Origin of the sequence: Burkholderia sp. Bp9143 (assembly GCF_003853645.1) — a bacterium.
Taxonomy (GTDB): Bacteria; Pseudomonadota; Gammaproteobacteria; order Burkholderiales; family Burkholderiaceae; genus Burkholderia.
On sequence record NZ_QTPO01000039.1, the window covers coordinates 64,160 to 83,495 of the forward strand.

Genomic DNA, 19,336 nt, shown 5'->3' on the forward strand with positions numbered 1-19,336 from the left:
GCCAGCCGCTCGAGCCCATTTGCCCATTTCTCACTGAACGGCACGCATCGTGCGCAATGGCCGCCGCGCGCGATGCGCTTCACGTCCCGCACGCGTGAATCAGGAACTGCTGCAGCGCGGCGGCCGGCCCGCTCAGCTGCGCGCCTTTCGCCCAGATCATGCCGGCGTCCATTTGCGGCACGGTGTCCAGAATCGGCCGCGCTTCGATCCGCTTGCCTTCGAGCGACCACGGCCGGAACACCATGTCGGACAGCACGGTGACGCCGAAGCCGTGCGCCACCAGTCCGCGCAGCGCCTCCATCGAGCTGGTGCGAAACGCGATGTTCGGCGTGATCCCTTTCTTTTTCCAGTAGCGCAGCGTCGACTGCTCGCCCTCGTCCACCGTGATCAGGATGTACGGATGCGCGGCGATGTCCTTCAGCGACGGCGCGTCTAGCTGCGCGAGCGGATGCGTCGGCGCGACCCACAGCTGCCGCCGCGAGCGGATCAACACCTGGCTGCCGAACCGGCTCAGCTTGTCGACGTTCGACAGCAGCACCACGCCGATGTCGACGTCGCCGTCGAGGACCGCCCGTTCGCTATCGGCCCGCTCCATGTCGCGCAGGTCGAACTCGATGAACGGATAGGTCGCGCGGAAGCGGGCGAGCAGTTCCGGCAGGAAATAGCCGAGCACCGTGTAGGACGCGGCGATGCGCACGGTGCCGCGCATGTCGTGCGAGCGGAACGGCGGCTTGTGCACGGCATCGCGCGCGGCGTCGAGCACGCGGCGCGCATGGTTGTAGAAGTCCTGGCCGTCGGGTGTGAGCGCGACGCCCTGCGGCAACCGCTCGAAGAGCCGTGTGCCGAGACCGTGTTCGAGCGCCAGCACCGCATTGGTGATCGCCGATTGGGACACATGTTCGTTCGCCGCCGCCATCGAAAACTGGCCGGTCCGGGCGGCCGCCGCGAAGTAGCGCAACTGCCGGAGCGTGAGATCGAATGCCATCTGATTTTCGGATACCAGGATTGCCTATTTGTGATTTTACGATACCAATTCGGCTTCCTATACTGCGCTGAAAAATCACGATTCCCCCGGAGACAGCCCTGCCATGAACGCGCCCGACCCCGCCGTTGCGTCGCTCCAGCCGGCCGAAACGGCCGCCACGCCCGACACTTCCGTGTCGCTCGACGACAAGTACACGCTCGAAAAGGGCCGCGTCTACATCAGCGGCACGCAGGCACTGGTGCGTCTGCCGATGCTCCAGAAGGCGCGCGACCTGAAGGCCGGGTTGAACACGGCCGGCTTCGTGTCCGGCTATCGCGGCTCGCCGCTCGGCGCGCTCGATCAGTCGCTATGGAAAGCGAAACGGCACCTGCAGGCGAACGACATCGTGTTCCAGCTCGGGGTAAACGAGGATCTTGCCGCGACGGCCGTCTGGGGCACGCAGCAGATCAACCTGTGGCCGGGCGCGACGCGCGACGGCGTGTTCGGCATGTGGTACGGCAAGGGCCCCGGCGTGGACCGGACCGGCGACGTGTTCAAGCACGCGAACTCCGCCGGCAGCGATGCGCGCGGCGGCGTGCTCGTGCTCGCGGGCGACGACCACGCGGCGAAGTCGTCGTCGGTCGCGCACCAGTCGGAGCACGCGTTCATCGCGGCGGGTATTCCGGTGCTCTATCCGGCCAACGTGCAGGAATACCTGGACTACGGGCTGCACGGCTGGGCGATGAGCCGCTACTCGGGGTTGTGGGTGGCGATGAAGTGCGTGACCGACGTGATCGAATCCACGGCGTCGATCGACCTCGATCCGGACCGCGTGGAAATCGTCACGCCGACCGACTACACGGTGCCGGACGGCGGCCTCAATATTCGCTGGCCCGATGCGCCGCTCGCGCAGGAGGCGCGGCTGCTCGACGAGAAATGGTACGCGGCGCTCGCCTATGTCCGCGCGAACCGGCTGAACCGCATCGTGATCGACTCGCCGACGCCGCGCATCGGCATCATCACGGCGGGCAAGGCGTATCTCGACGTGCGCCAGGCGCTGAGCGACCTCGGCCTCGACGACGAGACCTGCGCGAAGATCGGCCTGCGCGTGCTCAAGGTCGGTTGCGTGTGGCCGCTCGATGCGCAGGACGCGCGTGCGTTCGCCACGGGCCTGGAGGAGATCCTCGTCGTCGAGGAAAAGCGCCAGATTCTCGAATACGCGCTGAAGGAAGAGCTGTACAACTGGCGCGAGGACGTGCGTCCGAAGATCTACGGAAAATTCGACGAACGCGACAACGAAGGCGGCGAATGGTCGGTGCCGCGGGGCGACTGGCTGCTGCCCGCGCACTACGAGCTGTCGCCGGCCCTCATCGCGAAGGCGATTGCGCGGCGCCTGTCGCGTGCGGACCTGCCCGACGACGTGCGGGCGCGCATGCTCGCGCGCGTCGCGATCATCGATGCGAAGGAACGCGACGCGGCGAAGCCGCGCGTGTCGGTCGAGCGCAAGCCGTGGTTCTGCTCGGGCTGTCCGCACAATACGTCGACGAACGTGCCGGAAGGCTCGCGCGCGCTGGCGGGGATCGGCTGCCACTACATGTCGATGTGGATGGACCGCAAGACGGAAACGTTCAGCCAGATGGGTGGAGAAGGCGTCGCATGGCTCGGCCAGATGCATTTTTCCGGCGACAAGCATGTGTTCGTGAATCTCGGCGACGGCACTTATTTCCATTCGGGCCTGCTCGCGATTCGCGCGGCGATCGCGTCGAACGCGAACATCACGTACAAGATTCTCTACAACGACGCGGTCGCGATGACGGGTGGCCAGCCGGTCGACGGCGTGCTGACCGTGCCGCAGATCGCGCACCAGGTGAGCGCGGAAGGCGCGAAGCGCATCGTGATCGTGACGGACGAGCCGGAGAAGTACGACGCCGGTGTCGCGCTGCCCGCGGGCGTCGACGTTCATCACCGTGACCGGCTGGATTCGATCCAGCGCATGCTGCGCGACATCGCGGGGACGACGGTGCTGATCTACGACCAGACCTGCGCGACCGAAAAGCGGCGCCGCCGCAAGCGCGGCGCCTATCCTGATCCTGCCCGCCGCGCGTTCATCAACGACGCCGTGTGCGAAGGCTGCGGCGACTGTTCGGTGCAGTCGAACTGCCTGTCCGTCGAACCGCTCGATACACCGCTCGGCACGAAACGCAAGATCAATCAGTCGTCGTGCAACAAGGACTTCTCGTGCGTGAAGGGCTTTTGCCCCAGCTTCGTGATGGCCGAGGGCGCGCAATTGCGCAAGCCCGCGGCGGCACGCGGCGGCGGCGCGGACGCTTTCGATTTCGACGCGTTGCCGATGCCGTCGTTGCCCGCGCTCGCGGGCGCGTACGGGATTCTCGTGACGGGCGTCGGCGGCACGGGCGTCGTGACGATCGGCGGGCTGATCGGCATGGCCGCGCATCTCGAACGCAAGGGCGTCACGGTGCTCGACATGGCCGGTCTCGCGCAGAAGGGCGGCGCGGTCCTCAGCCATGTGCAGATCGCGGCGTCACCCGACGCGCTGCACGCGACGCGCATTGCCACGGGCGAAGCGCGGCTCGTCATCGGGTGCGATGCGATCGTGTCGGCATCGAACGACGTGCTATCGCGCACGCGGCATGGCGTGACGGTCGCCGCGATCAACAGCGGCGCGACGCCGACCGCGGAGTTCGTCAAGAATCCGAAATGGGTCTTTCCGGGCACGCAGACCGAGGCCGAGCTGCGCGAGAGCATCGGCGACGGATGTGCGTTCATCGACGCCAACCAGCTCGCGCTCGCGCTGCTCGGCGACTCGATCTACAGCAATCCGCTGCTGCTCGGCTTCGCGTGGCAGAAAGGCTGGCTGCCGCTGGAACTGACGAGCCTGCTGCGTGCGATCGAACTCAACGGCGTGTCGGTCCAGAAGAATCAGCACGCATTCACGCTGGGGCGCTATATCGCGCACCATGGCGCTGCCGCGGTCCAGTCGATCGTCGAGCCTGCTGCCGCGCCGCGGCGAACCGTGGTGCAGATGCCCGAATCGCTCGACACGCTGATCGGCGCGCGGCAAGCGTTGCTGACCGCGTACCAGAACGACGCGTATGCGCGGCGCTATCGCGACGTGGTCGACCGCATCCGTGCCCGGGAGGCTGGGATTGGCGGCGCGTCGGGGCTGCCGCTGACGCGCGCCGTCGCCGCGAATCTGGCGAAGCTCATGGCGTACAAGGACGAATACGAAGTCGCGCGCCTGTATGCCGATCCCGCGTATCTGGAGAAGCTGCGTCAGCAGTTCGACGGCGTCCCGGGGCGGGACTACACGCTGAGCTTCTATCTTGCGCCGCCGTTGCTGGCCAAGCGCGATGAACACGGGCACCTGCAGAAGAAGCGCTTCGGCGCATGGGTGCTGCCGGCCTTCCGTGTGCTGGCGAAATTGAAGGGGCTGCGCGGCACGCCGTTCGACGTATTCGGGCACACGGCGGAACGGCGCGACGAGCGCCGGCTGATTGCCGACTACATCGCGCTCGTCGACGAGTTTTGCGCGACGCTCGACGCCCAGCGTCTGCCGGTCGCGCTGCAACTCGCGAACCTTCCCGACGACATTCGCGGCTTCGGTCACGTGAAGGCGCGCAACATGGCGGCAGCGGAGCAGAAGCGGGAGCGGTTGCTGCAGACGTACCGGATGACGATGCGATCGGCCGCCGTCGCGTGACGTTCATCGGCGGCGGGCGCGGCTTTTTGTCAGACCGTGCTCGCCGTCACCGGCAATGCGGGCGGATGGGCGCGACGCGCGGTGCGAGAGGGCGGGGCGCGGCGGCCGATCGACCGCGGCCGTTCATGAATCGCCGTTTCGGCGCTTTGCGGTGCGCGGCTTGCCCGCCGCCGGAAACGCGCCGACGCCGCGCGGCCGTTTCGGCTCGATGCCCGTTTTGCCGATGACGTGCCGGAAATCGATCTCGTGCGCGGCGAGCGCGCCGATCAGTGTCGCGATGACCGCGAGGTGGGAAGGGACGGTGCCCTTGCTCGAATAGTTCGTGATGGAACTTTCGTTCATCCGGATCAGGCGGGCGAACTCGCGCGCCGTCAACTGCGCTTTCTTCAACTCCTGTTGAAATTCCGCATACGCCATTGCACACATGTCGCTTCATCTCCGCAAAACCTGAATCGGCCCGCAAGGCGCCGGCGCCGACGGGTGGCGTTCCCGTCGTGCCGACGTCGCGGGGTGTTACATCTTCACCTGGTCGAGGAAGGTCTTCTTGCCGCTCTTGTAGCCGTAGATCGAGATGATCCCGTGCGTCAGGTCGCCCTTCGCGTCGAACGTCGTCGTGCCGATCACGCCTTCATACTTCGTCGACGGCATCGCGGCGAGGATCTTCGCCGGGTCCGTCGAGTTCGCGCGCTTCATCGCGTCGACCGCGATGTAGACCGCGTCGTACGCGAACGGCGCATCGAACTTGATGCCCTGGTTGAAGCGCTTCTGGTATTTCGCGAGGAACGCCGCGCCGCCCGGCATCTTCTCGAGTGCAGCGCCCGCCTGCGAGCACAGCACGTTGTCGGCCGCCGGGCCGGCCAGCTCGGCCAGCGAGTCGGTGCACACGCCGTCGCCGGACAGGATCTTCGCGCGCAGGCCGAGCTGCTTCGCCTGCTTCGCGAGCGGGCCGCCGGTGGCGTCCATGCCGCCGTACATGATCGCGTCCGGGTTCTCGCCCTTGACCTTCGTGAGAATCGCGCGGAAGTCGACGGCCTTGTCGTTGGTCGCGTCGTGCGACAGCACCTTCAGGCCGAGCGCCTTCGCCTTCTTCTCGAATTCGTTCGCGAGGCCCTGGCCGTACGCGGTCGAATCGTCGATCACCGCGACGCTCTTCACGCCCTTCGACTGCGCGTAGCTCGCGAGTGCCGGACCCTGCTGCGCGTCGGTCGCGACCACGCGATAGGTCGTCTTGAAGCCCTGCTGCGTGTAGGTCGGGTTCGTGGCCGACGGCGAGATCTGCACGATGCCCGCGTCGCTGTAGATCTTCGACGCCGGGATCGAGGTGCCCGAGTTCAGGTGGCCGATGACGGCGACGACCTTGTCGTCGACGAGCTTCTGCGCGACCTGCGTGGCCTGGCGCGGGTCGGCCGCGTCATCCTGCGCGTCGAGCTGCAGCGTGATCTTCTTGCCGCCGATCGTCAGGCCCTTCGCATTGATTTCCTCGACCGCGAGGCGCGCACCGTTCTCGTTGTCCTTGCCGAGGTGCGAAATGCCGCCCGTCGTCGGTTCGACGCTGCCGATCTTCACGACCTGGTCGGCCATCGCGCCCGACGCGGCCGCAAATGCGGCGGCGGCCAGTGCGACGGTGATCAGGGGTTTGCAGCGCATGCCGACAATGCTTCGTTCCATCTGCCATCTCCGTTGATTGATGTTTCTGTTGCCGTCCGGTCGTCCGAGCGCCCTTGTGAGGCGGTCGGCGTGCCGGACGAGTCTCCATGACCCGTGACGGGTTCGGCTTGCATGTCGCCGGGCTGTCGGTGTCGACGAACGACGCAGGCGTCACGCAGTGCCCGGGCGAGCGGCCGATTTCGTCTGACGACACGCAATTGGTATGAATATATCGGAACCCGTTTCCGCTCGCGTCGGCGAATTACGCAGGCTTGCGCAAATGTGATGCGATTGCGCGGTGGTGTTGCGTTCCGTCGTGCAGGTGGCCGTCTTGCGTTGCCGATTGCCCCGATTATTCGACCGCGCCGATCCCGTTGACCATGGACAGAGCGATGCAATCAATCGGGAACTGTTCGGTCGATTTGTCTGCACAGTTTCATCGCGATACAGGGGCGAGCTCGTCATCTGATTTATGCAACTAACGGTCAAGTCCGTCCGCGCCGCCGAATGGGTGCGGGCCGCCCGCGCTGCGTGTGCATCCCGCTTTGCAGATGACGGGGCCCGGCTTCACCGGACCGCTGCCGGATCGTTCTTCGGATCGGTCTTGCCGTTCGACGAAGCCGCGAGCCTACGTCCGTCCGCGCAAGGCCACGAAGATCACGCCTGCGATCGCCAGCAGGCCGCCGCATACTGTCTCGATGCCGGGCCGCTCGCCCGTCAGCGCCATCGACAGCGCGGTCGCGACCGCCGGTGTCAGGTAGAGGAAATTGGCGGCGCGCGCCGCGCCGAAGTAGCCGAGTGCGAAGGTCCAGGTTGCGTAACCCAGCGCGGCGGGAAAGACGCCGAGCATCAGTACGGCGAGCGCCGTGTCGTGCGACGCGCCGCCGCCGAGCGACACGAGCGCGCCGGGCAACCACGGCGCGAGCAGCAGCGCACCGGCCAGCAGCGTATATGCGGCGCAGGGCAGCGCGCCGTACACGGGAATCAGCCGCCGCTGCAGCACGAAATAGCTGGCCGAACACAGCGCCGCGCCGAGAATCAGCGTGCTCCCGGAGCCGAGAACGAGACCGCCTGGCTGGCCGTGCGCGATCACCGCGATGCCGGCCAGGCTGACCAGCGAACCGAGCCATCCCCAGCGATTGAAGCGTTCGCGCAGAAACACCGCGGCCAGCAGCGCCGTGAAGATCGGCAGCGTGTTCACGATGAAGCTCGCCGCGCCGGCCGACACGGTTTGCTCGCCGGTATTGAGCAGCGCGTTGTAGAGTGCGATGCCGAGAAAGCCGCAGACGAGAAAGCGCAACGCGTCGCCTTTGGCCGGCATGCGAGGCCGCCGCCACGCGAGCCATGCGATCACGAGCACGGCCGCGGTCCCGAAGCGTGCGGCCGCGAGTTGCAGTGGGGCCAGCCCGTGCAGGCCGATCCGGATGAACGGGAAGGCGGAGGCCCACGAGACGATCGTGAATGCCACCGCGCCGGCCGCGACGAGCGGCAGTCGCGCGCCGCGCGACGAGGAGGAAAGCGTATTCATGCGGCAATGGTGCGGCGTGGCGAGATGTTAAGCTAGCGCACAGATCAACCTGCGGGTATGAATATGGCTCACAGCTCGGTGCGACGCCGGGCCGATGGCTCGGCGCACACGCGGCAGCGTGTGGCGGACGCGCTGCCGGCCGTCACGTCGGCACCCGGCCCGCGGCCGCCGCTGGCCAGCCTGGAGACCGTCTGCATGGTGGCGCGTCAGGGTTCGTTTCTGGCGGCCGCCGACGTCTCCGGCGTCACGCACGGCGCGATCAGCCGGCGCGTGGCGGCGGTCGAGAACTGGCTGGGCATGGCGTTGTTCGAACGTCATGCGCGCGGCGTGCGGCTGACGCCGGACGGCCAGCGCTTCGTCGGCCGGATCGAACAGGCGTTCGCCATCATCGACGGCGCGGCCGATCAGTGGCGCTCGCCGCGCACGCCGCGACTGGTCAGGATGAGCGTGGTGCCGGCGTTCGCGCAGCTCTGGCTGCTCGAGCGCCAGCATGCGCTGGAGAGCGAAGCACCGGCGTTGCGCATCGAGCTCGGCATCGAGCTTCGCAATGTGGATATCGCGGCCGGCGAAGCGGATCTGTCGATCCGGTACGGGCGCGGCAACTGGCGTCAGCTCGAGACCCGCGAGTTCATGCCGGAGACGCTCTATCCGGTCGCGCATCCGCGGCTGGCCACGCAACTGGCCGCGCGGCGCCGTCGAAACGGCGACGCCGCGCTGCTCGAGATGCCGCTCCTGCACGACTCCGACGTGACCGGCTGGCGCACCTGGTTCGACGGGCTCGGCATTCCGTTCAAGCCGCGCGCGCAGGATCGCCGTTTCGAGGACTACAACCTGGTGCTCGCGGCGGCCGAAGCGGGGCTCGGCGTGGCGTTGGCGCGGATGCCGCTCGCGGATGCGTATCTCAAGCGCAGCGCGCTCGTCCGCGTGAGCCGGCATGAGGTCGAGTCGCTGCTCAGGTATCACTTCGTGCATGCGAAGGGCGAGAATCGTCCGGAGGTGCTCGCACTGATGGAGCGGATGCGGGCCGCGCTGGAATAGGCGGCAGCGGCGTTCAGGTGCGCGACGAAGGCGGCGCGGATGTCGCCGCCGCTCGACCCGGGATACCGGATCGTCGACAATGCGACCGCGGAAAACCGCGGGATCCGACAGATAAACGAGAATCGAGCGGGTGGAACCGTTCGAATGCAGAGGGAATGAGGAATGAATAGACCTGACAAGTCGTCGAAAGCGCGTGCGGCGCTCGACCAGCTGTTTTCGGGCATGGCGCCCGCGGACGCGCAGCAGCGCGCGTCGCGCCCGGGCAACCCGTTCGAGGCGGCAGGCGACCCCGCCGGCGCCGACGGCCGCGTCGAAGTCACGTTGTCGACGAGAATCCAGTTGCGCGGCTATCCGGGCGCGGATGCGTTCATGAAGCGCATGGCCGAAGCCTGGGGCCTGACGTGGGGCCCGTACGACGCCGTGCGGGCGACGGCGACGCTGCCGGCCGGCTGGCGCTCGCGCCGGCTGCCGGAAGTCACGCAGATCGTCGACGAACGCGACGTGCTGCGCGCGGAAAGCAGCCTGCAGGGCGGCGAGATGTCGTATCTGAAAGTGCATCCGCGCTACTACATCGATGCGCGCAAGGGGTTCGGCTGGCGCAAGTCGTCGAAGGCGTCCGACGATCCGGATCTCGACGGCCCCGACTGGAACTGCTACGTGATGGATCGGGAAAAGTCCGTCGAAGTGCACGAGCTGACGACGTCGTCGTCGAAGGCCGACATGGACAACGCGCGCGCGACGTTGCTGAAATGGCTCGACGAGCACTATCCGAAGCATCGCGATCCGTTCGCGTACTGGACGGACTGCGAACGTCCGTTGTAAGTCCGCTCGGCGCGCTGCCATCGCGGAGGGCAAGTGAAACACAACGGTCCCGTCCCGATTCTCTGGGCAGCGTTCGGCGCGGCGGTCGGCTCGACCGTCATCGAGCTGCTGCTCTGGCCGATTGCCGGCGAGGATGCGATCCACAACCTGCTGCGCGACGCACGCCTGACGGCCGCCCTCGTGATGGGGCGATCCGTGCTCGGCGCGCCCGCGGGGTTCGATCCGACGATCATGGGCGTGGCAACGCTGGTGCATGCCGCGCTGTCGCTTGCCTATGCGGCCGTGCTGGCGAAGCTGGTCCGCAACCTGTCGCCCGGTGCCGCGCTGCTCGCGGGCGGCGTGTTCGGACTCGTTCTTTACGGCGTCAACCTGCACGCGTTCACCGCGATCTTCCCGTGGTTCGTTCCGGTGCGCGGCGCGATCACGCTGGTCGCCCATCTGGTCTTCGGCGTAAGTGCGGCGGGCGTCTACTGCATCGTCCGGCGTTCGCCGCGCGCATGATCGTCGGCGCTCGCCGCGGCACTCTTTCGCATCACGACCCCTGGAATAACCCGGCGTGTCCTATCGTTTAATGGTCGGGTGACCCTATACGAAGCCGCGCGTCGTCCGTGACGCCAAGGGTCGAGTGGTCGGGGGCAACAATGCAGGAGCCGATCATGTACAACTTGTTTCGGTTCGGGATGGGGGTCGTCTGTCTCGGGTGTTCGATGTGTGTGCTTGCGCAAACGTACGACGACTCGCTGGACGAAGGCGCCCGTTGCCGTGCGGTCGTCGCGCAAGCAGAAATCGACGGCACGGAACAGCAGATCGTCGGGCGAGCATGCCGGCAAAGCGACGGCACGTGGCAGATGGTGCAAAGCACGGACGGCAGCATCGTGTGGTATCCGGACACCGCCTATCCGTACGCCGACCCGTGGTACTGGGGGCCGGCGGTCTTCGTCGGCACCGGCGTGAGTTTCGTCTTCATCGACCACTTCCATCACCGGCATCATTTCGACCACTTCGGGCACGTCGGTCACTTCGGTCACTTCGACGGGGGCATGCGCGGCCGAGTCGGCGTTCCGATGGGCGCGGGCTTCCACCATGGGCCGGCCTTCGTCGGCGGCGGCCACGGGTTCGGCGGCATGCGGCGGCATTGAGTCGACGCACACAGCGCGGCGGACGCACACCGCAGTGTGCGTTCGCCGGGGCATCGCGATGGGACGCTGCCGTCAGAACTGGTGGCGGATGCCGACGATCGCAGAGTTCCTGCGTATCGGTGCCCGAGTTCACGCCGTACGAGCCGACCGATGCCGCGGCATGCCGCCGAAACCGTACAGCGCGGCGAACTGGAAGACGGAGACCGGCGGGCTCGTGTCTTTCACCGAGTGGCTGACGCGCAGGCCGTTGTCGTCGTTCTCGAGGTCGCCCGGCGTCGCGAATACGCCGCCGAAGTCGTTGTCCTCCGTGAGGCCCCGCTAAACACATCTATGTTGATTTCCACCGAATCTCGCACCCCCGGCGGGTCAATTCTGCGTCGACATCAACAGGGTGGCGTGCTGTAGTTGCGACCGGACTGCTCTCGTGCTGAGTGTGCTGAGTCGACCATTACCGCGAAACCATGCGTCAGATCTTCCAGGAGATCGAGCGGATCCTCGAGCCCGACATGCAGCCGGACTATCGGCCCTGCGTCACGCCAATTCGCGCAGGTACGTGTGGCGGTGACGTCGACGACCGTCGCGAGGCTTTCGAATCCGCCCCACGACGCGCCGATGCCGAACAGTGCGAGTCCGTCGACGAAGCGCGCGGCATCCGCCGGCGATGCATGGGCGAATTGGAACGACACCAGACCGTTGGTGCCGTGGCAGTCGCGTTGCCAGAGCGCATGGCCGGGGTGCGACGGCAACGCAGGGCAAAATACCCGCGCGACTTCAGGATGTGCCATTAGCCAATGCGCGATGTCGAGTGCATGCCGCTCGTGCATCGCGAGCCGTGCCGCAAGCGTGCGCGTGCCGCGCAGCACGAGCCATGCATCGTCGGGGCTGACCGCCACGCCCTGCGCGTCACACATCGAGGCGAGCGTGCGCCATGCCGCTTCGGTGGTCGTGACGGTACCCATCATCACGTCCGAATGGCCGCCCAGATACTTGGTTGCGGCCATCACCGAGATATCGGCGCCGAGCGTCAGCGGCCGATACTGCACGCCGGATCCCCACGTGTTGTCGGCCGCGAGCAGCGCGCCGTGGCGATGCGCGAGATCGGCGAGCGCGGGCAGGTCGCAGAGTTCGTAGACCAGCGAACCCGGACATTCGGCATAGACGAGCCTGGTTCGTGCCGTGATGCGCTGCGCGGCATCGGTGCCGTCGGCGCGGAAGTAACTGACATCGACGCCCCACGGTCGCAGGAATGTGTCGACGAAGTGACGCAGCGGCTGGTACACGCAATCGGCGATCATCACATGATCGCCAGGACGCACGTATGCGAGGAAGACCATCGAGATGGCTGCCAGGCCGGTCGGGAACAGGCGCGTCCGATAACCGCCTTCGAGTTCGGAGACGACGTCCTCGAGCGCAAAACCGGTCGGGTTGCCGCGCGCGCCATAGGTGAACAGGCGCTCGGAGCCGCGCCGGCGGCGTGCGTCGTTCAATTCATCCATCGAGTCGAACAGCACGGTCGACGCGCGGACGATCGGCGGATTGACGGCGCGTCCGCCATCGACGGAGGTGGACGTACCGCCCTTGACGAGGCGGGTGGCGAGGCGCGGAGAATGCGGATGTCGGGACATGGACGATGAATCGAATGGGCCGTGCGTCGCACGCCGGCCGGATTGACGGAGATCGCGCGCGGACCGACAAGCTCCGGCGCGCGACGGCTTCATCGGACGGCGCCGATACGGTAGGCGTTGCGCTCCTGCGCGTCGAGCTGGGCGAGCAGGCCCGTTTCCCACGCGAGATACTGTCGCGCGGCGGCCTTGTTGCCGTCGTGCCGGTCGTGGACGAAGAACAGGTAATCGATACAGTCCGAGTCGGGCGGCAAGTCGGGTGTACTGCGCACTGCGCAGCCGGCTTCTGTCCAGGCGCCGAAACCGCCCGCGAGCACCATGAAGCGATGCGTGTCGCCGTGGCGGCGGCGCCATTCGCCGGCGAACAGTTCCGCGACACCGCGTTCGTCTGCAACCAGCACGACATCGCGATTCGTCGTGAGTGCCGGAAGTCGTGGCCGGATTGCCCACGTTGCACCGGGCACGTGCGCGCGGCGATAGCTCATGCTGGCACGCAGGTCGATTACCTGTACGCGGTCGGCCGCGAGGGCGTCGGCGAGCGACATGGCGTCGATCTCGGGCAGCGAAGCCGCGACGGGGGGCGGGGCGATCGGCAGTGCGGCACCACTCGTGAGGCCATCGCGCAGTACCCACGCATCGTGGCCGAGCTGACGCAACCAGCTCGCGACGATCGGCGCGCGCACGCCGTCGCTGTCGAACAGCACGAGTCTCGCATGGCGCACGCCGATGTATTGATCGGTCGCCTGGATCAACTGCCCGCCAGGCGCATGCTGCGCGCCCGGCAGCGAACCGGCGGCGAACTCCTCGGGTGTGCGGACGTCGCAGAGAAACAGCGTACGTGCCGGATCGGTGGCCCATTGCGCGAACGTGCCGGCATCGACGTCCGGCACCGCGAAACGCCGGGATAGTGCGTGGCTCGCCGCTCGCATCGATGCGAGAGACGCAGGCGCGATAACGTCGGGGTAGCGGTGCGTGCTGCCGTGTTCCAGCGGCAGGTCCTCGAGGAACCAGCCCTGTGTACCGTTCTCGAGCGCCATGACCGGATTGGCAATGCCCAGGTTGATCAGCGTTTGTGCGCCGATGATGCTGCGCGTGCGACCGGCGCAGTTGATCACGATCGGCGTCGACGGGTCCGGCACCAGTTCACGGATCCGGTAACCGAGCTCGCCGTTGGGGCAGCAGACCGACGACGGGATCGTCATCTTTCGGTACTCGGCGAACGGGCGTCCGTCGAGTACCACTACGTCGTCGCCGCGCGCGCGCATCGCTGCGAGTTCGCGGGCGCTGATACGCGGCGTGTGGCAAGTCAGCTCGACGAGTTCGCCGAACGTCTTGGATGGCACGTTGACGCCGGCGAACAGCGGGAAGCCGGCGTGCTGCCAGCCGGCGGTGCCGTCCGTCAGCACGTAAACGTTCGAGTAGCCTAGCGCGGCGGCACGCGTCGCGGCCTGCGGCGCGAGCGTGCCGTCCGCGTCATACATGACGATGCGCGCGGTGTGCCGCGGCGCGAGGCGGCCGATGTCGAGTTCGAGGCGGCTGTATGGCAACGGCACGCCGTAGAAGAGGTGTGCTTCGCCGTACTGGCCGTGCTCTCGCACGTCGAACAGCGCGATTTCGGCGCCGTCGTGCAGCCAGCGTTTGAGCGTCGGTGCATCGACGAATGAAGGGGGCAGCGAGGTCATGATGAGCGTCGTCGGTTCGTATCGGGGCGGGCGGCATCGTTTTCCGGGCGCAGCAGCGCCCGCGCCGCGCGCAACGAAGCGTCGGCCGGTGCCGGAAAGTGTCGGTTCCCGGCCGCGGACCAGCGGCCGGGCGGGAGCTAGCGGCGTGTCTTCACGCCGATATCCATTACCTTGCAGGTGCCGTTGTCGAGATCGAATGCGATACGTTCGCTCAGTGTTTCGAGCGCGCGGCCGTACATGTGCAGATGACGGATCGGGCGGTCGCCCTTGATCTCGACCGCGTGGATATCATCAGCGGTCAGCGCGATGCCGGAACCAGGTTCGACGACGACCGTGCCGGTCTTCTCGAGCGTTCCCACGCCCGGCAGGCTGCCGTCGTCGGTGCGACGGTAGATGTAGTTGTATTCGGTGCCGTCGACGGCGGCGATGCATGCCCACGTCGTATGGTTGTGCGGAGTGATTTTCTTGCCCGGGCGCATCACGTTCAGATAGAGCGCGTAGTGCCGGTCCGCGTCCTCGTGAATCAGGTAGCGTGCCTGCAGCTCGCCATCGCCCGGCGCCTCGAAATCGGCCTCCTGCCAGAAGTCACCGCGGGCGGCAAGCGCCTTGACCTGCTCGAGCACGGCGTCCAGCGCCGCGCGCGTTTCGCCATCGCGTGCGAGTGCGTTTTTCATTGCCACGATGGCCGCATCCACGGCGGCTTGACGTTGGTCGGTGACGGGAAGTGTCGACATGATCGGGGAGTCTCCGGATAGTGTGGAAAGGCTGAATCGAATGGCGGTGTCGCTGCGCGTCAGGTCGAGGTGGCGACCGACCGCGCTGCCGTGCGTAGCGACGGGCGATGTACATCCTGCAGGAAGCGCCGCGCACGCTCGTGAGCGGGCTGCTCGAAGAACGACTCGGGCGGTGCGTCCTCGAGCAGTCGCCCCTGGTCCATGAACCAGACGCGACTCGAGACGTCGCGTGCGAAGCCCATCTCGTGCGTGACGATCATCATCGTCAGTCCGTCGTCGGCGAGCGCGCGCATCACGTGCAGCACTTCCTGCACCATTTCGGGATCGAGCGCACTCGTCGGCTCGTCGAACAGCATCAGCGGCGGGCGCATCGCGAGCGCGCGTGCAATCGCGACGCGTTGTTGCTGGCCGCCGGACAGGTTCGACGGCATCGCGTCGATCTTGTGTGCAAGGCCCACTTTCTCGAGCAGCGTTTCAGCTTGCGCGACCGCTTCATCTCGTGACAGGCCGAGCGCCCGGGTCGGTCCGAGCGTCAGGTTTTGCCGAACCGACAGGTTCTGGAACAGGTTGAAATTCTGGAACACGAAGCCGATTCGCGCGCGCAATGCATTGATCCTGGTGCCGCGTGCGTTGACGTCGAGCCCTTCGAACAGGATCCGGCCTTCGTGGATCGCTTCCAGCCGTGTGACGGTGCGGATCAGCGTCGATTTGCCGGAGCCGGACGGTCCGCACACCACGACGATCTCGCCGGGTGCGATCCGCGCGTCGATGCCTTTCAGCACGTGATGGTCGCCGTAGTGCTTGTGCACATTCTCGAAGACGAGCATGGTCATGGTCGATTCTCTCCCCAGCAGATTATGCGAAGCGGCCGTGCCGACGGGCGATGCGTCGCTCCAGTTGACCCGCGATGCGCGAGATGGCGAAACACAGCACGAAGTAGAGCGCCGCGAGCGCGAGAAATGTCTGAAGCGGTTTGGTCAGCGTGATCGTATTGACCTGCGCGGCCGAGTAAGTCAGTTCGGGTACGCCGATCACGTAGGCGAGCGACGTCGCCTTGATGATCGACACGAACTGGTTGACCAGCGACGGCAGCATGTTCGTGAGCGCTTGCGGCAACTGTACGTGCCGCATGCTCTGCAGCCACGACAGCCCGGTTGCGCGTGCCGCCTCGGCCTGGCCGCGCGGTAGCCCCTCGATACCGGCGCGCACGATCTGTGCGAGGAACGCGCTCTCGTAGACGATGATCGCGCAGATCGCGGTCGTCAGCGCGGAAACCTCGACTCGCGTCAGCAGCGGCACGGCAAAGTACGCCCAGAAAATCAGCATGAGCAGCGGGATCCCGCGGATCCCGCGGGTCCAGACGCGGGCGATGCGACTCAGCCACGGCAGTGGCGACACGAGTGCCAGGCCGATCGCGATCGCGATCGGAAACGAGATCAGCAGACTCAGCGCGGAAATGACCAGCGTGATCGCGGCGCCGCCGAGGGGGCCATGCGGCCAGTTGCCCACGAGAAACAGCGCGAGGTAGTCGTGCAGGATATCGAACATGATTTCAGGCTCCGTGGCGGACGGTACCGCGCGCGGCGAAGTGATCGGACAGCGTCGTCAGCGCAAGTGTGCCGATCAGATACAGGACCGTCGCGACAAGGAACACGTCGAACGTGCGAAACGTGAGGTTGTCGATTTCGCGCGCGTTGTACAGGAGTTCGTGCACGCCGATCGCCATCGCGAGCGAACTATCCTTGAAGAGTCGCAATGCCTGATTGAGCAGTGCCGGCAGCGCGACGCGCATGCCTTGCGGCAGCACCACGTAGCGGAACGCCTGCAGATAGGTCAACCCGACCGACCACGCGGCTTCCTGCTGCGTATGCGGGATGGCGCGCAGCCCGGAGCGCAAGTCTTCGGACATGAAGGCCCCATAGTTGAATGCGAGCGCGATCACGGCAAAGAAGAACTCGGTGTTGCCGGCGTTGACCCACGCATGCAAGCCGGCGGGCAGAATCTGCGGCACGCCGAAATACCAGACGAGAATCTGTACGAGCATCGGTACGTTGCGGTGATATTCGACAATGGCGACGACGCCTGCCTTGCAGGCGCGAACCGGTAACGCGCGCAGCGTAGCGAGCACGATGGCGAACGCCATGGCGAGCAACCCCGAAGTAACGAAGAGCCGCAGGGTGGTCAGCACGCCTGCGACCAGAAGGCGCAGATAGCCGGCTTCGAAGAGGAACGAGGGATCGAACATCTCGGGAATCTACATGAGCGGTTACGGATCACGGCCGGCACGGCATGCCGTGCCGTCGAGCGGGACAGTCGGCCTATTGAGCGCGGATCGGCTCAACCTTGTAGTTGCGCGTGAACTTGTAAGCCGAGCGTGCGCCGAGCCATTTGTCGAAGCTCGTCTGAAGGCCAGTCGACTGGTCGTAGTCGTGCAGGATGCGATTGACGGCCGCCATCAGTGCCGGCTGGTTCTTGTTCATCACCACGCCCCAGCGTTCCTCGAAGACCGACTGATTCAACATCCGGAACGACGGGCCACCCTTTTGCGTGGCCTGATCCGCGAAGCGGGACAGGATCAGTTGCCCGGCCACGAGGCCGTCGACCTTGCCCTGCTGGAGTGCGAGAAACGCGGACGGAATGTCGTGGAACGTCAGCAAGTGCGCATCCGGCAGGCGGGTGACCGACACGGCCGCCGAACTCGATCCTTCGGACGCCGCGATCTTCTTTCCGCTGAGCTGGTCCAGGGTCTGGATCGGTGAATCGGCGCGCACGAGCACGCGGATCGGGGCGACGTAGTACTGGTCGCTGTAGTCGACCTGCGCCGCGCGGGCCGGCATCCATGCCATGGCGGCTGCGAGGACGTCGACACGACGGGTCTTCAGTTCGGCGATGCGTGCATCGGTCGACAGCGAGCGGTGGTCGAGCTTGACGCCGAGCCCTTGCGCGAGTGCACGGCAGACGTCCACATCGAAGCCGACGATCTGGCGCGTAGCCGGATCGGGGAACGCGTACGGTTCGCTGGCATTCTGCGTGCCGCACACGAGCGTGCCGCGCGCCTTGATGTCGGCGAGCGCATCTGCGCGAGCGATGCCGGTGGCGGCGAGGGTGACGAACGTTGCAGTCAGCAGCTTGTGTTGCCAGATCATCGAGGTCTCCTGTTCTTGCGTTACACCGGGTCGATTGCGGAGGCGATAGCCTTGAATGTATAAATCCCGCTTGAGTGTTATCAAGGTTATCGGCGAAAATTTGCAGGAACAATTTAATTATTCGCCTGAATACATTAGCGACGCTGAATGTTTGGGCCCTTCCTATGCGAAACCTCGACCTCGATCTGCTGCGTACGTTCGTCGCGATCGCGCAGCATGAAACCTTCGCGATGGCGGCCGCTCGCGTGGGCCGAACGCAGTCCGCCGTCACCCAGCAGATGCAACGGCTCGAGCAGGACATCGGCTGCGCGCTGTTCGAAAAGCGCGGCCGGCACAAGGCGATGACGACCGACGGCGTGAGGTTGCTCGCGTATGCGCACAAGATCCTGGCGCTGAACGATCAGGCCGTGCATCTCGCAAGTTCGCGTGGTGCGGGAGAGAAGATCCGCATCGGTTCACCACATGACGTGGCCGACTCGATCCTGCCAAACATGCTGCGACGGCTGTCGACGCTGTCGACGGAACTGCAGATGGAAATCAACGTCGGACGCAGCCCGTTTCTGATGGACGCGTTGCGCGACAACGCACTGGACGTGACGATCTCGACGCGTTACGACGATGCGTTTCCGGGCGTGAAGCTGCGCACTTCACCGATGGTGTGGATTTGCGCGGAGGATTTCATTTTCAACCCGACAGAGCCGGTGCCGTTGGTGATGGCCGACGAACTGAGCCTGTTTCGCAAGCTTTCAATCGCGACGCTCGACGCACGCCACATTCCGTGGCGCACCAGTTTCATTGCGCCAACGCTCACGGGCATCAAGGCCGCGATCAGCGCGGGGCTCGGCGTGACGGCGCGTACGACCGAGCTGCTCGATGCGAACATGCGGGTGCTGACCGAAGCGGACGGCTTGCCACGCCTGCCCGAAGTCGCGTTCTATTTGTACGTGCAGCCGACCTGTACGAGCCCGGTACTGCGCGAGCTATTTGACTCGAACGAGCATATCGCGACGCGGTTTGGGCCGGCGTTCGCGTGAGCTTAGCCGCATCGCCGGTCAACCGGCTTCACATGTTCGGGTAATTCGGCCCGCCGCCGCCTTCCGGCGTGACCCACACGATGTTCTGCGTCGGGTCCTTGATGTCGCAGGTCTTGCAGTGCACGCAGTTCTGCGCGTTGATCACCAGGCGATCGCTGCCGTCGTCGTTCTTCACGAACTCATACACGGCCGCCGGGCAGAAGCGCCCCTCGGGGCCCGCGTAGGTGCGCAGGTTCACGTTTACCGGCACGCTCGCGTC

General features: G+C 66.1%; 18 protein-coding genes and 1 pseudogene. 6 read left to right on the forward strand and 13 right to left on the reverse strand.

The genetic code is table 11. From position 1 onward, the window contains the following. Positions 1 to 79: 79 nt before the first annotated feature. Positions 80 to 985 carry a LysR family transcriptional regulator gene (locus DIE23_RS26620; protein WP_124614849.1) on the reverse strand — a complete coding sequence of 302 codons (906 nt, stop codon included), beginning with the start codon at positions 983 to 985 and terminating at the stop codon, positions 80 to 82. Between the two features lie 103 nt (positions 986 to 1,088). Between DIE23_RS26620 and DIE23_RS26625 the strand changes: the two genes are divergently transcribed. After that, positions 1,089 to 4,685, forward strand: coding sequence for an indolepyruvate ferredoxin oxidoreductase family protein (locus tag DIE23_RS26625; RefSeq protein ID WP_124614850.1), 3,597 nt, complete (start codon positions 1,089 to 1,091; stop codon positions 4,683 to 4,685). Positions 4,686 to 4,808: 123 nt separating this feature from the next. Here the strand turns inward: DIE23_RS26625 and DIE23_RS26630 are convergent, their stop codons facing one another. From DIE23_RS26630 to DIE23_RS26640, 3 genes are all read right to left on the reverse strand, one after another. Beyond that, positions 4,809 to 5,111, reverse strand: a complete 303-nt coding sequence (locus DIE23_RS26630; protein ID WP_124614851.1) for an XRE family transcriptional regulator — start codon at positions 5,109 to 5,111, stop codon at positions 4,809 to 4,811. Positions 5,112 to 5,198: 87 nt separating this feature from the next. Continuing rightward, the gene (locus DIE23_RS26635; protein WP_124614852.1) at positions 5,199 to 6,353 is read right to left on the reverse strand and encodes a branched-chain amino acid ABC transporter substrate-binding protein; all 1,155 of its coding nucleotides are present in this window, start codon (positions 6,351 to 6,353) and stop codon (positions 5,199 to 5,201) included. A gap of 607 nt (positions 6,354 to 6,960) precedes the next feature. Further along, complete coding sequence (locus DIE23_RS26640) at positions 6,961 to 7,860, reverse strand: DMT family transporter (RefSeq protein ID WP_124614853.1); 900 nt, start codon at positions 7,858 to 7,860, stop codon at positions 6,961 to 6,963. A gap of 57 nt (positions 7,861 to 7,917) precedes the next feature. On the opposite strand from DIE23_RS26640, the gene DIE23_RS26645 reads away from it, so the two are divergent. The 4 genes from DIE23_RS26645 (at position 7,918) to DIE23_RS26660 (ending at position 10,859) form a co-directional block, all read left to right on the forward strand. Beyond that, complete coding sequence (locus tag DIE23_RS26645; protein WP_124614854.1) at positions 7,918 to 8,898, forward strand: LysR substrate-binding domain-containing protein; 981 nt, start codon at positions 7,918 to 7,920, stop codon at positions 8,896 to 8,898. Between the two features lie 162 nt (positions 8,899 to 9,060). Further along, positions 9,061 to 9,720, forward strand: a complete 660-nt coding sequence (locus DIE23_RS26650; protein WP_124614855.1) for a nitroreductase — start codon at positions 9,061 to 9,063, stop codon at positions 9,718 to 9,720. 33 nt (positions 9,721 to 9,753) lie between these two features. After that, positions 9,754 to 10,221: a sodium:proline symporter gene (locus DIE23_RS26655; protein ID WP_124614856.1), complete on the forward strand. Its 468-nt coding sequence runs from the start codon at positions 9,754 to 9,756 to the stop codon at positions 10,219 to 10,221. Positions 10,222 to 10,376: 155 nt separating this feature from the next. Beyond that, complete coding sequence (locus tag DIE23_RS26660; protein ID WP_124614857.1) at positions 10,377 to 10,859, forward strand: hypothetical protein; 483 nt, start codon at positions 10,377 to 10,379, stop codon at positions 10,857 to 10,859. 159 nt (positions 10,860 to 11,018) lie between these two features. Here the strand turns inward: DIE23_RS26660 and DIE23_RS26665 are convergent. The 8 genes and pseudogenes from DIE23_RS26665 to DIE23_RS26700 all read right to left on the reverse strand — a co-directional run. Beyond that, positions 11,019 to 11,177: pseudogene (locus DIE23_RS26665) on the reverse strand (porin); the annotation flags it as partial. 65 nt (positions 11,178 to 11,242) lie between these two features. Then, positions 11,243 to 12,484 carry a cystathionine beta-lyase gene (metC, locus tag DIE23_RS26670; RefSeq protein WP_124614858.1) on the reverse strand — a complete coding sequence of 414 codons (1,242 nt, stop codon included), beginning with the start codon at positions 12,482 to 12,484 and terminating at the stop codon, positions 11,243 to 11,245. A gap of 89 nt (positions 12,485 to 12,573) precedes the next feature. After that, positions 12,574 to 14,163: a rhodanese-like domain-containing protein gene (locus DIE23_RS26675; RefSeq protein WP_124614859.1), complete on the reverse strand. Its 1,590-nt coding sequence runs from the start codon at positions 14,161 to 14,163 to the stop codon at positions 12,574 to 12,576. A gap of 137 nt (positions 14,164 to 14,300) precedes the next feature. After that, the gene (locus DIE23_RS26680; RefSeq protein ID WP_124614860.1) at positions 14,301 to 14,897 is read right to left on the reverse strand and encodes a cysteine dioxygenase family protein; all 597 of its coding nucleotides are present in this window, start codon (positions 14,895 to 14,897) and stop codon (positions 14,301 to 14,303) included. Positions 14,898 to 14,956: 59 nt separating this feature from the next. Continuing rightward, entirely contained in the window at positions 14,957 to 15,724 is a 768-nt protein-coding gene (locus DIE23_RS26685; protein ID WP_185646539.1) for an amino acid ABC transporter ATP-binding protein, read from the reverse strand. A gap of 28 nt (positions 15,725 to 15,752) precedes the next feature. Then, positions 15,753 to 16,445, reverse strand: coding sequence for an amino acid ABC transporter permease (locus DIE23_RS26690; protein ID WP_124614862.1), 693 nt, complete (start codon positions 16,443 to 16,445; stop codon positions 15,753 to 15,755). Positions 16,446 to 16,449: 4 nt separating this feature from the next. After that, positions 16,450 to 17,142 carry an amino acid ABC transporter permease gene (locus DIE23_RS26695; RefSeq protein ID WP_124614863.1) on the reverse strand — a complete coding sequence of 231 codons (693 nt, stop codon included), beginning with the start codon at positions 17,140 to 17,142 and terminating at the stop codon, positions 16,450 to 16,452. Positions 17,143 to 17,215: 73 nt separating this feature from the next. Beyond that, positions 17,216 to 18,043 carry a transporter substrate-binding domain-containing protein gene (locus DIE23_RS26700; RefSeq protein WP_124614864.1) on the reverse strand — a complete coding sequence of 276 codons (828 nt, stop codon included), beginning with the start codon at positions 18,041 to 18,043 and terminating at the stop codon, positions 17,216 to 17,218. Positions 18,044 to 18,207: 164 nt separating this feature from the next. Here DIE23_RS26700 and DIE23_RS26705 point away from each other — a divergent pair, with 164 nt between their 5' ends. After that, on the forward strand, positions 18,208 to 19,077 hold the full coding sequence (locus DIE23_RS26705; RefSeq protein ID WP_124614865.1) for a LysR substrate-binding domain-containing protein: 870 nt from the start codon (positions 18,208 to 18,210) through the stop codon (positions 19,075 to 19,077). A 28-nt stretch (positions 19,078 to 19,105) separates the two neighbouring features. Here the strand turns inward: DIE23_RS26705 and DIE23_RS26710 are convergent. Continuing rightward, positions 19,106 to 19,336, reverse strand: a 231-nt coding sequence (locus DIE23_RS26710) for a 4Fe-4S dicluster domain-containing protein (RefSeq protein WP_185643073.1), incomplete at its 5' end; no start/stop codon positions are given.

Coding starts and splice junctions, on each gene's coding strand:
- DIE23_RS26690 (WP_124614862.1), bottom strand. CDS start 16,445: ATGTTCGATATCCTGCACGACTACCTCGCGCTGTTTCTCGTGGGCAAC.
- DIE23_RS26635 (WP_124614852.1), bottom strand. CDS start 6,353: ATGGAACGAAGCATTGTCGGCATGCGCTGCAAACCCCTGATCACCGTC.
- DIE23_RS26675 (WP_124614859.1), bottom strand. CDS start 14,163: ATGACCTCGCTGCCCCCTTCATTCGTCGATGCACCGACGCTCAAACGC.
- DIE23_RS26630 (WP_124614851.1), bottom strand. CDS start 5,111: ATGTGTGCAATGGCGTATGCGGAATTTCAACAGGAGTTGAAGAAAGCG.
- DIE23_RS26640 (WP_124614853.1), bottom strand. CDS start 7,860: ATGAATACGCTTTCCTCCTCGTCGCGCGGCGCGCGACTGCCGCTCGTC.
- DIE23_RS26660 (WP_124614857.1), top strand. CDS start 10,377: ATGTACAACTTGTTTCGGTTCGGGATGGGGGTCGTCTGTCTCGGGTGT.
- metC (WP_124614858.1), bottom strand. CDS start 12,484: ATGTCCCGACATCCGCATTCTCCGCGCCTCGCCACCCGCCTCGTCAAG.
- DIE23_RS26645 (WP_124614854.1), top strand. CDS start 7,918: ATGAATATGGCTCACAGCTCGGTGCGACGCCGGGCCGATGGCTCGGCG.
- DIE23_RS26650 (WP_124614855.1), top strand. CDS start 9,061: ATGAATAGACCTGACAAGTCGTCGAAAGCGCGTGCGGCGCTCGACCAG.
- DIE23_RS26680 (WP_124614860.1), bottom strand. CDS start 14,897: ATGTCGACACTTCCCGTCACCGACCAACGTCAAGCCGCCGTGGATGCG.
- DIE23_RS26705 (WP_124614865.1), top strand. CDS start 18,208: ATGCGAAACCTCGACCTCGATCTGCTGCGTACGTTCGTCGCGATCGCG.
- DIE23_RS26620 (WP_124614849.1), bottom strand. CDS start 985: ATGGCATTCGATCTCACGCTCCGGCAGTTGCGCTACTTCGCGGCGGCC.
- DIE23_RS26695 (WP_124614863.1), bottom strand. CDS start 17,142: ATGTTCGATCCCTCGTTCCTCTTCGAAGCCGGCTATCTGCGCCTTCTG.
- DIE23_RS26700 (WP_124614864.1), bottom strand. CDS start 18,043: ATGATCTGGCAACACAAGCTGCTGACTGCAACGTTCGTCACCCTCGCC.
- DIE23_RS26685 (WP_185646539.1), bottom strand. CDS start 15,724: ATGCTCGTCTTCGAGAATGTGCACAAGCACTACGGCGACCATCACGTG.
- DIE23_RS26625 (WP_124614850.1), top strand. CDS start 1,089: ATGAACGCGCCCGACCCCGCCGTTGCGTCGCTCCAGCCGGCCGAAACG.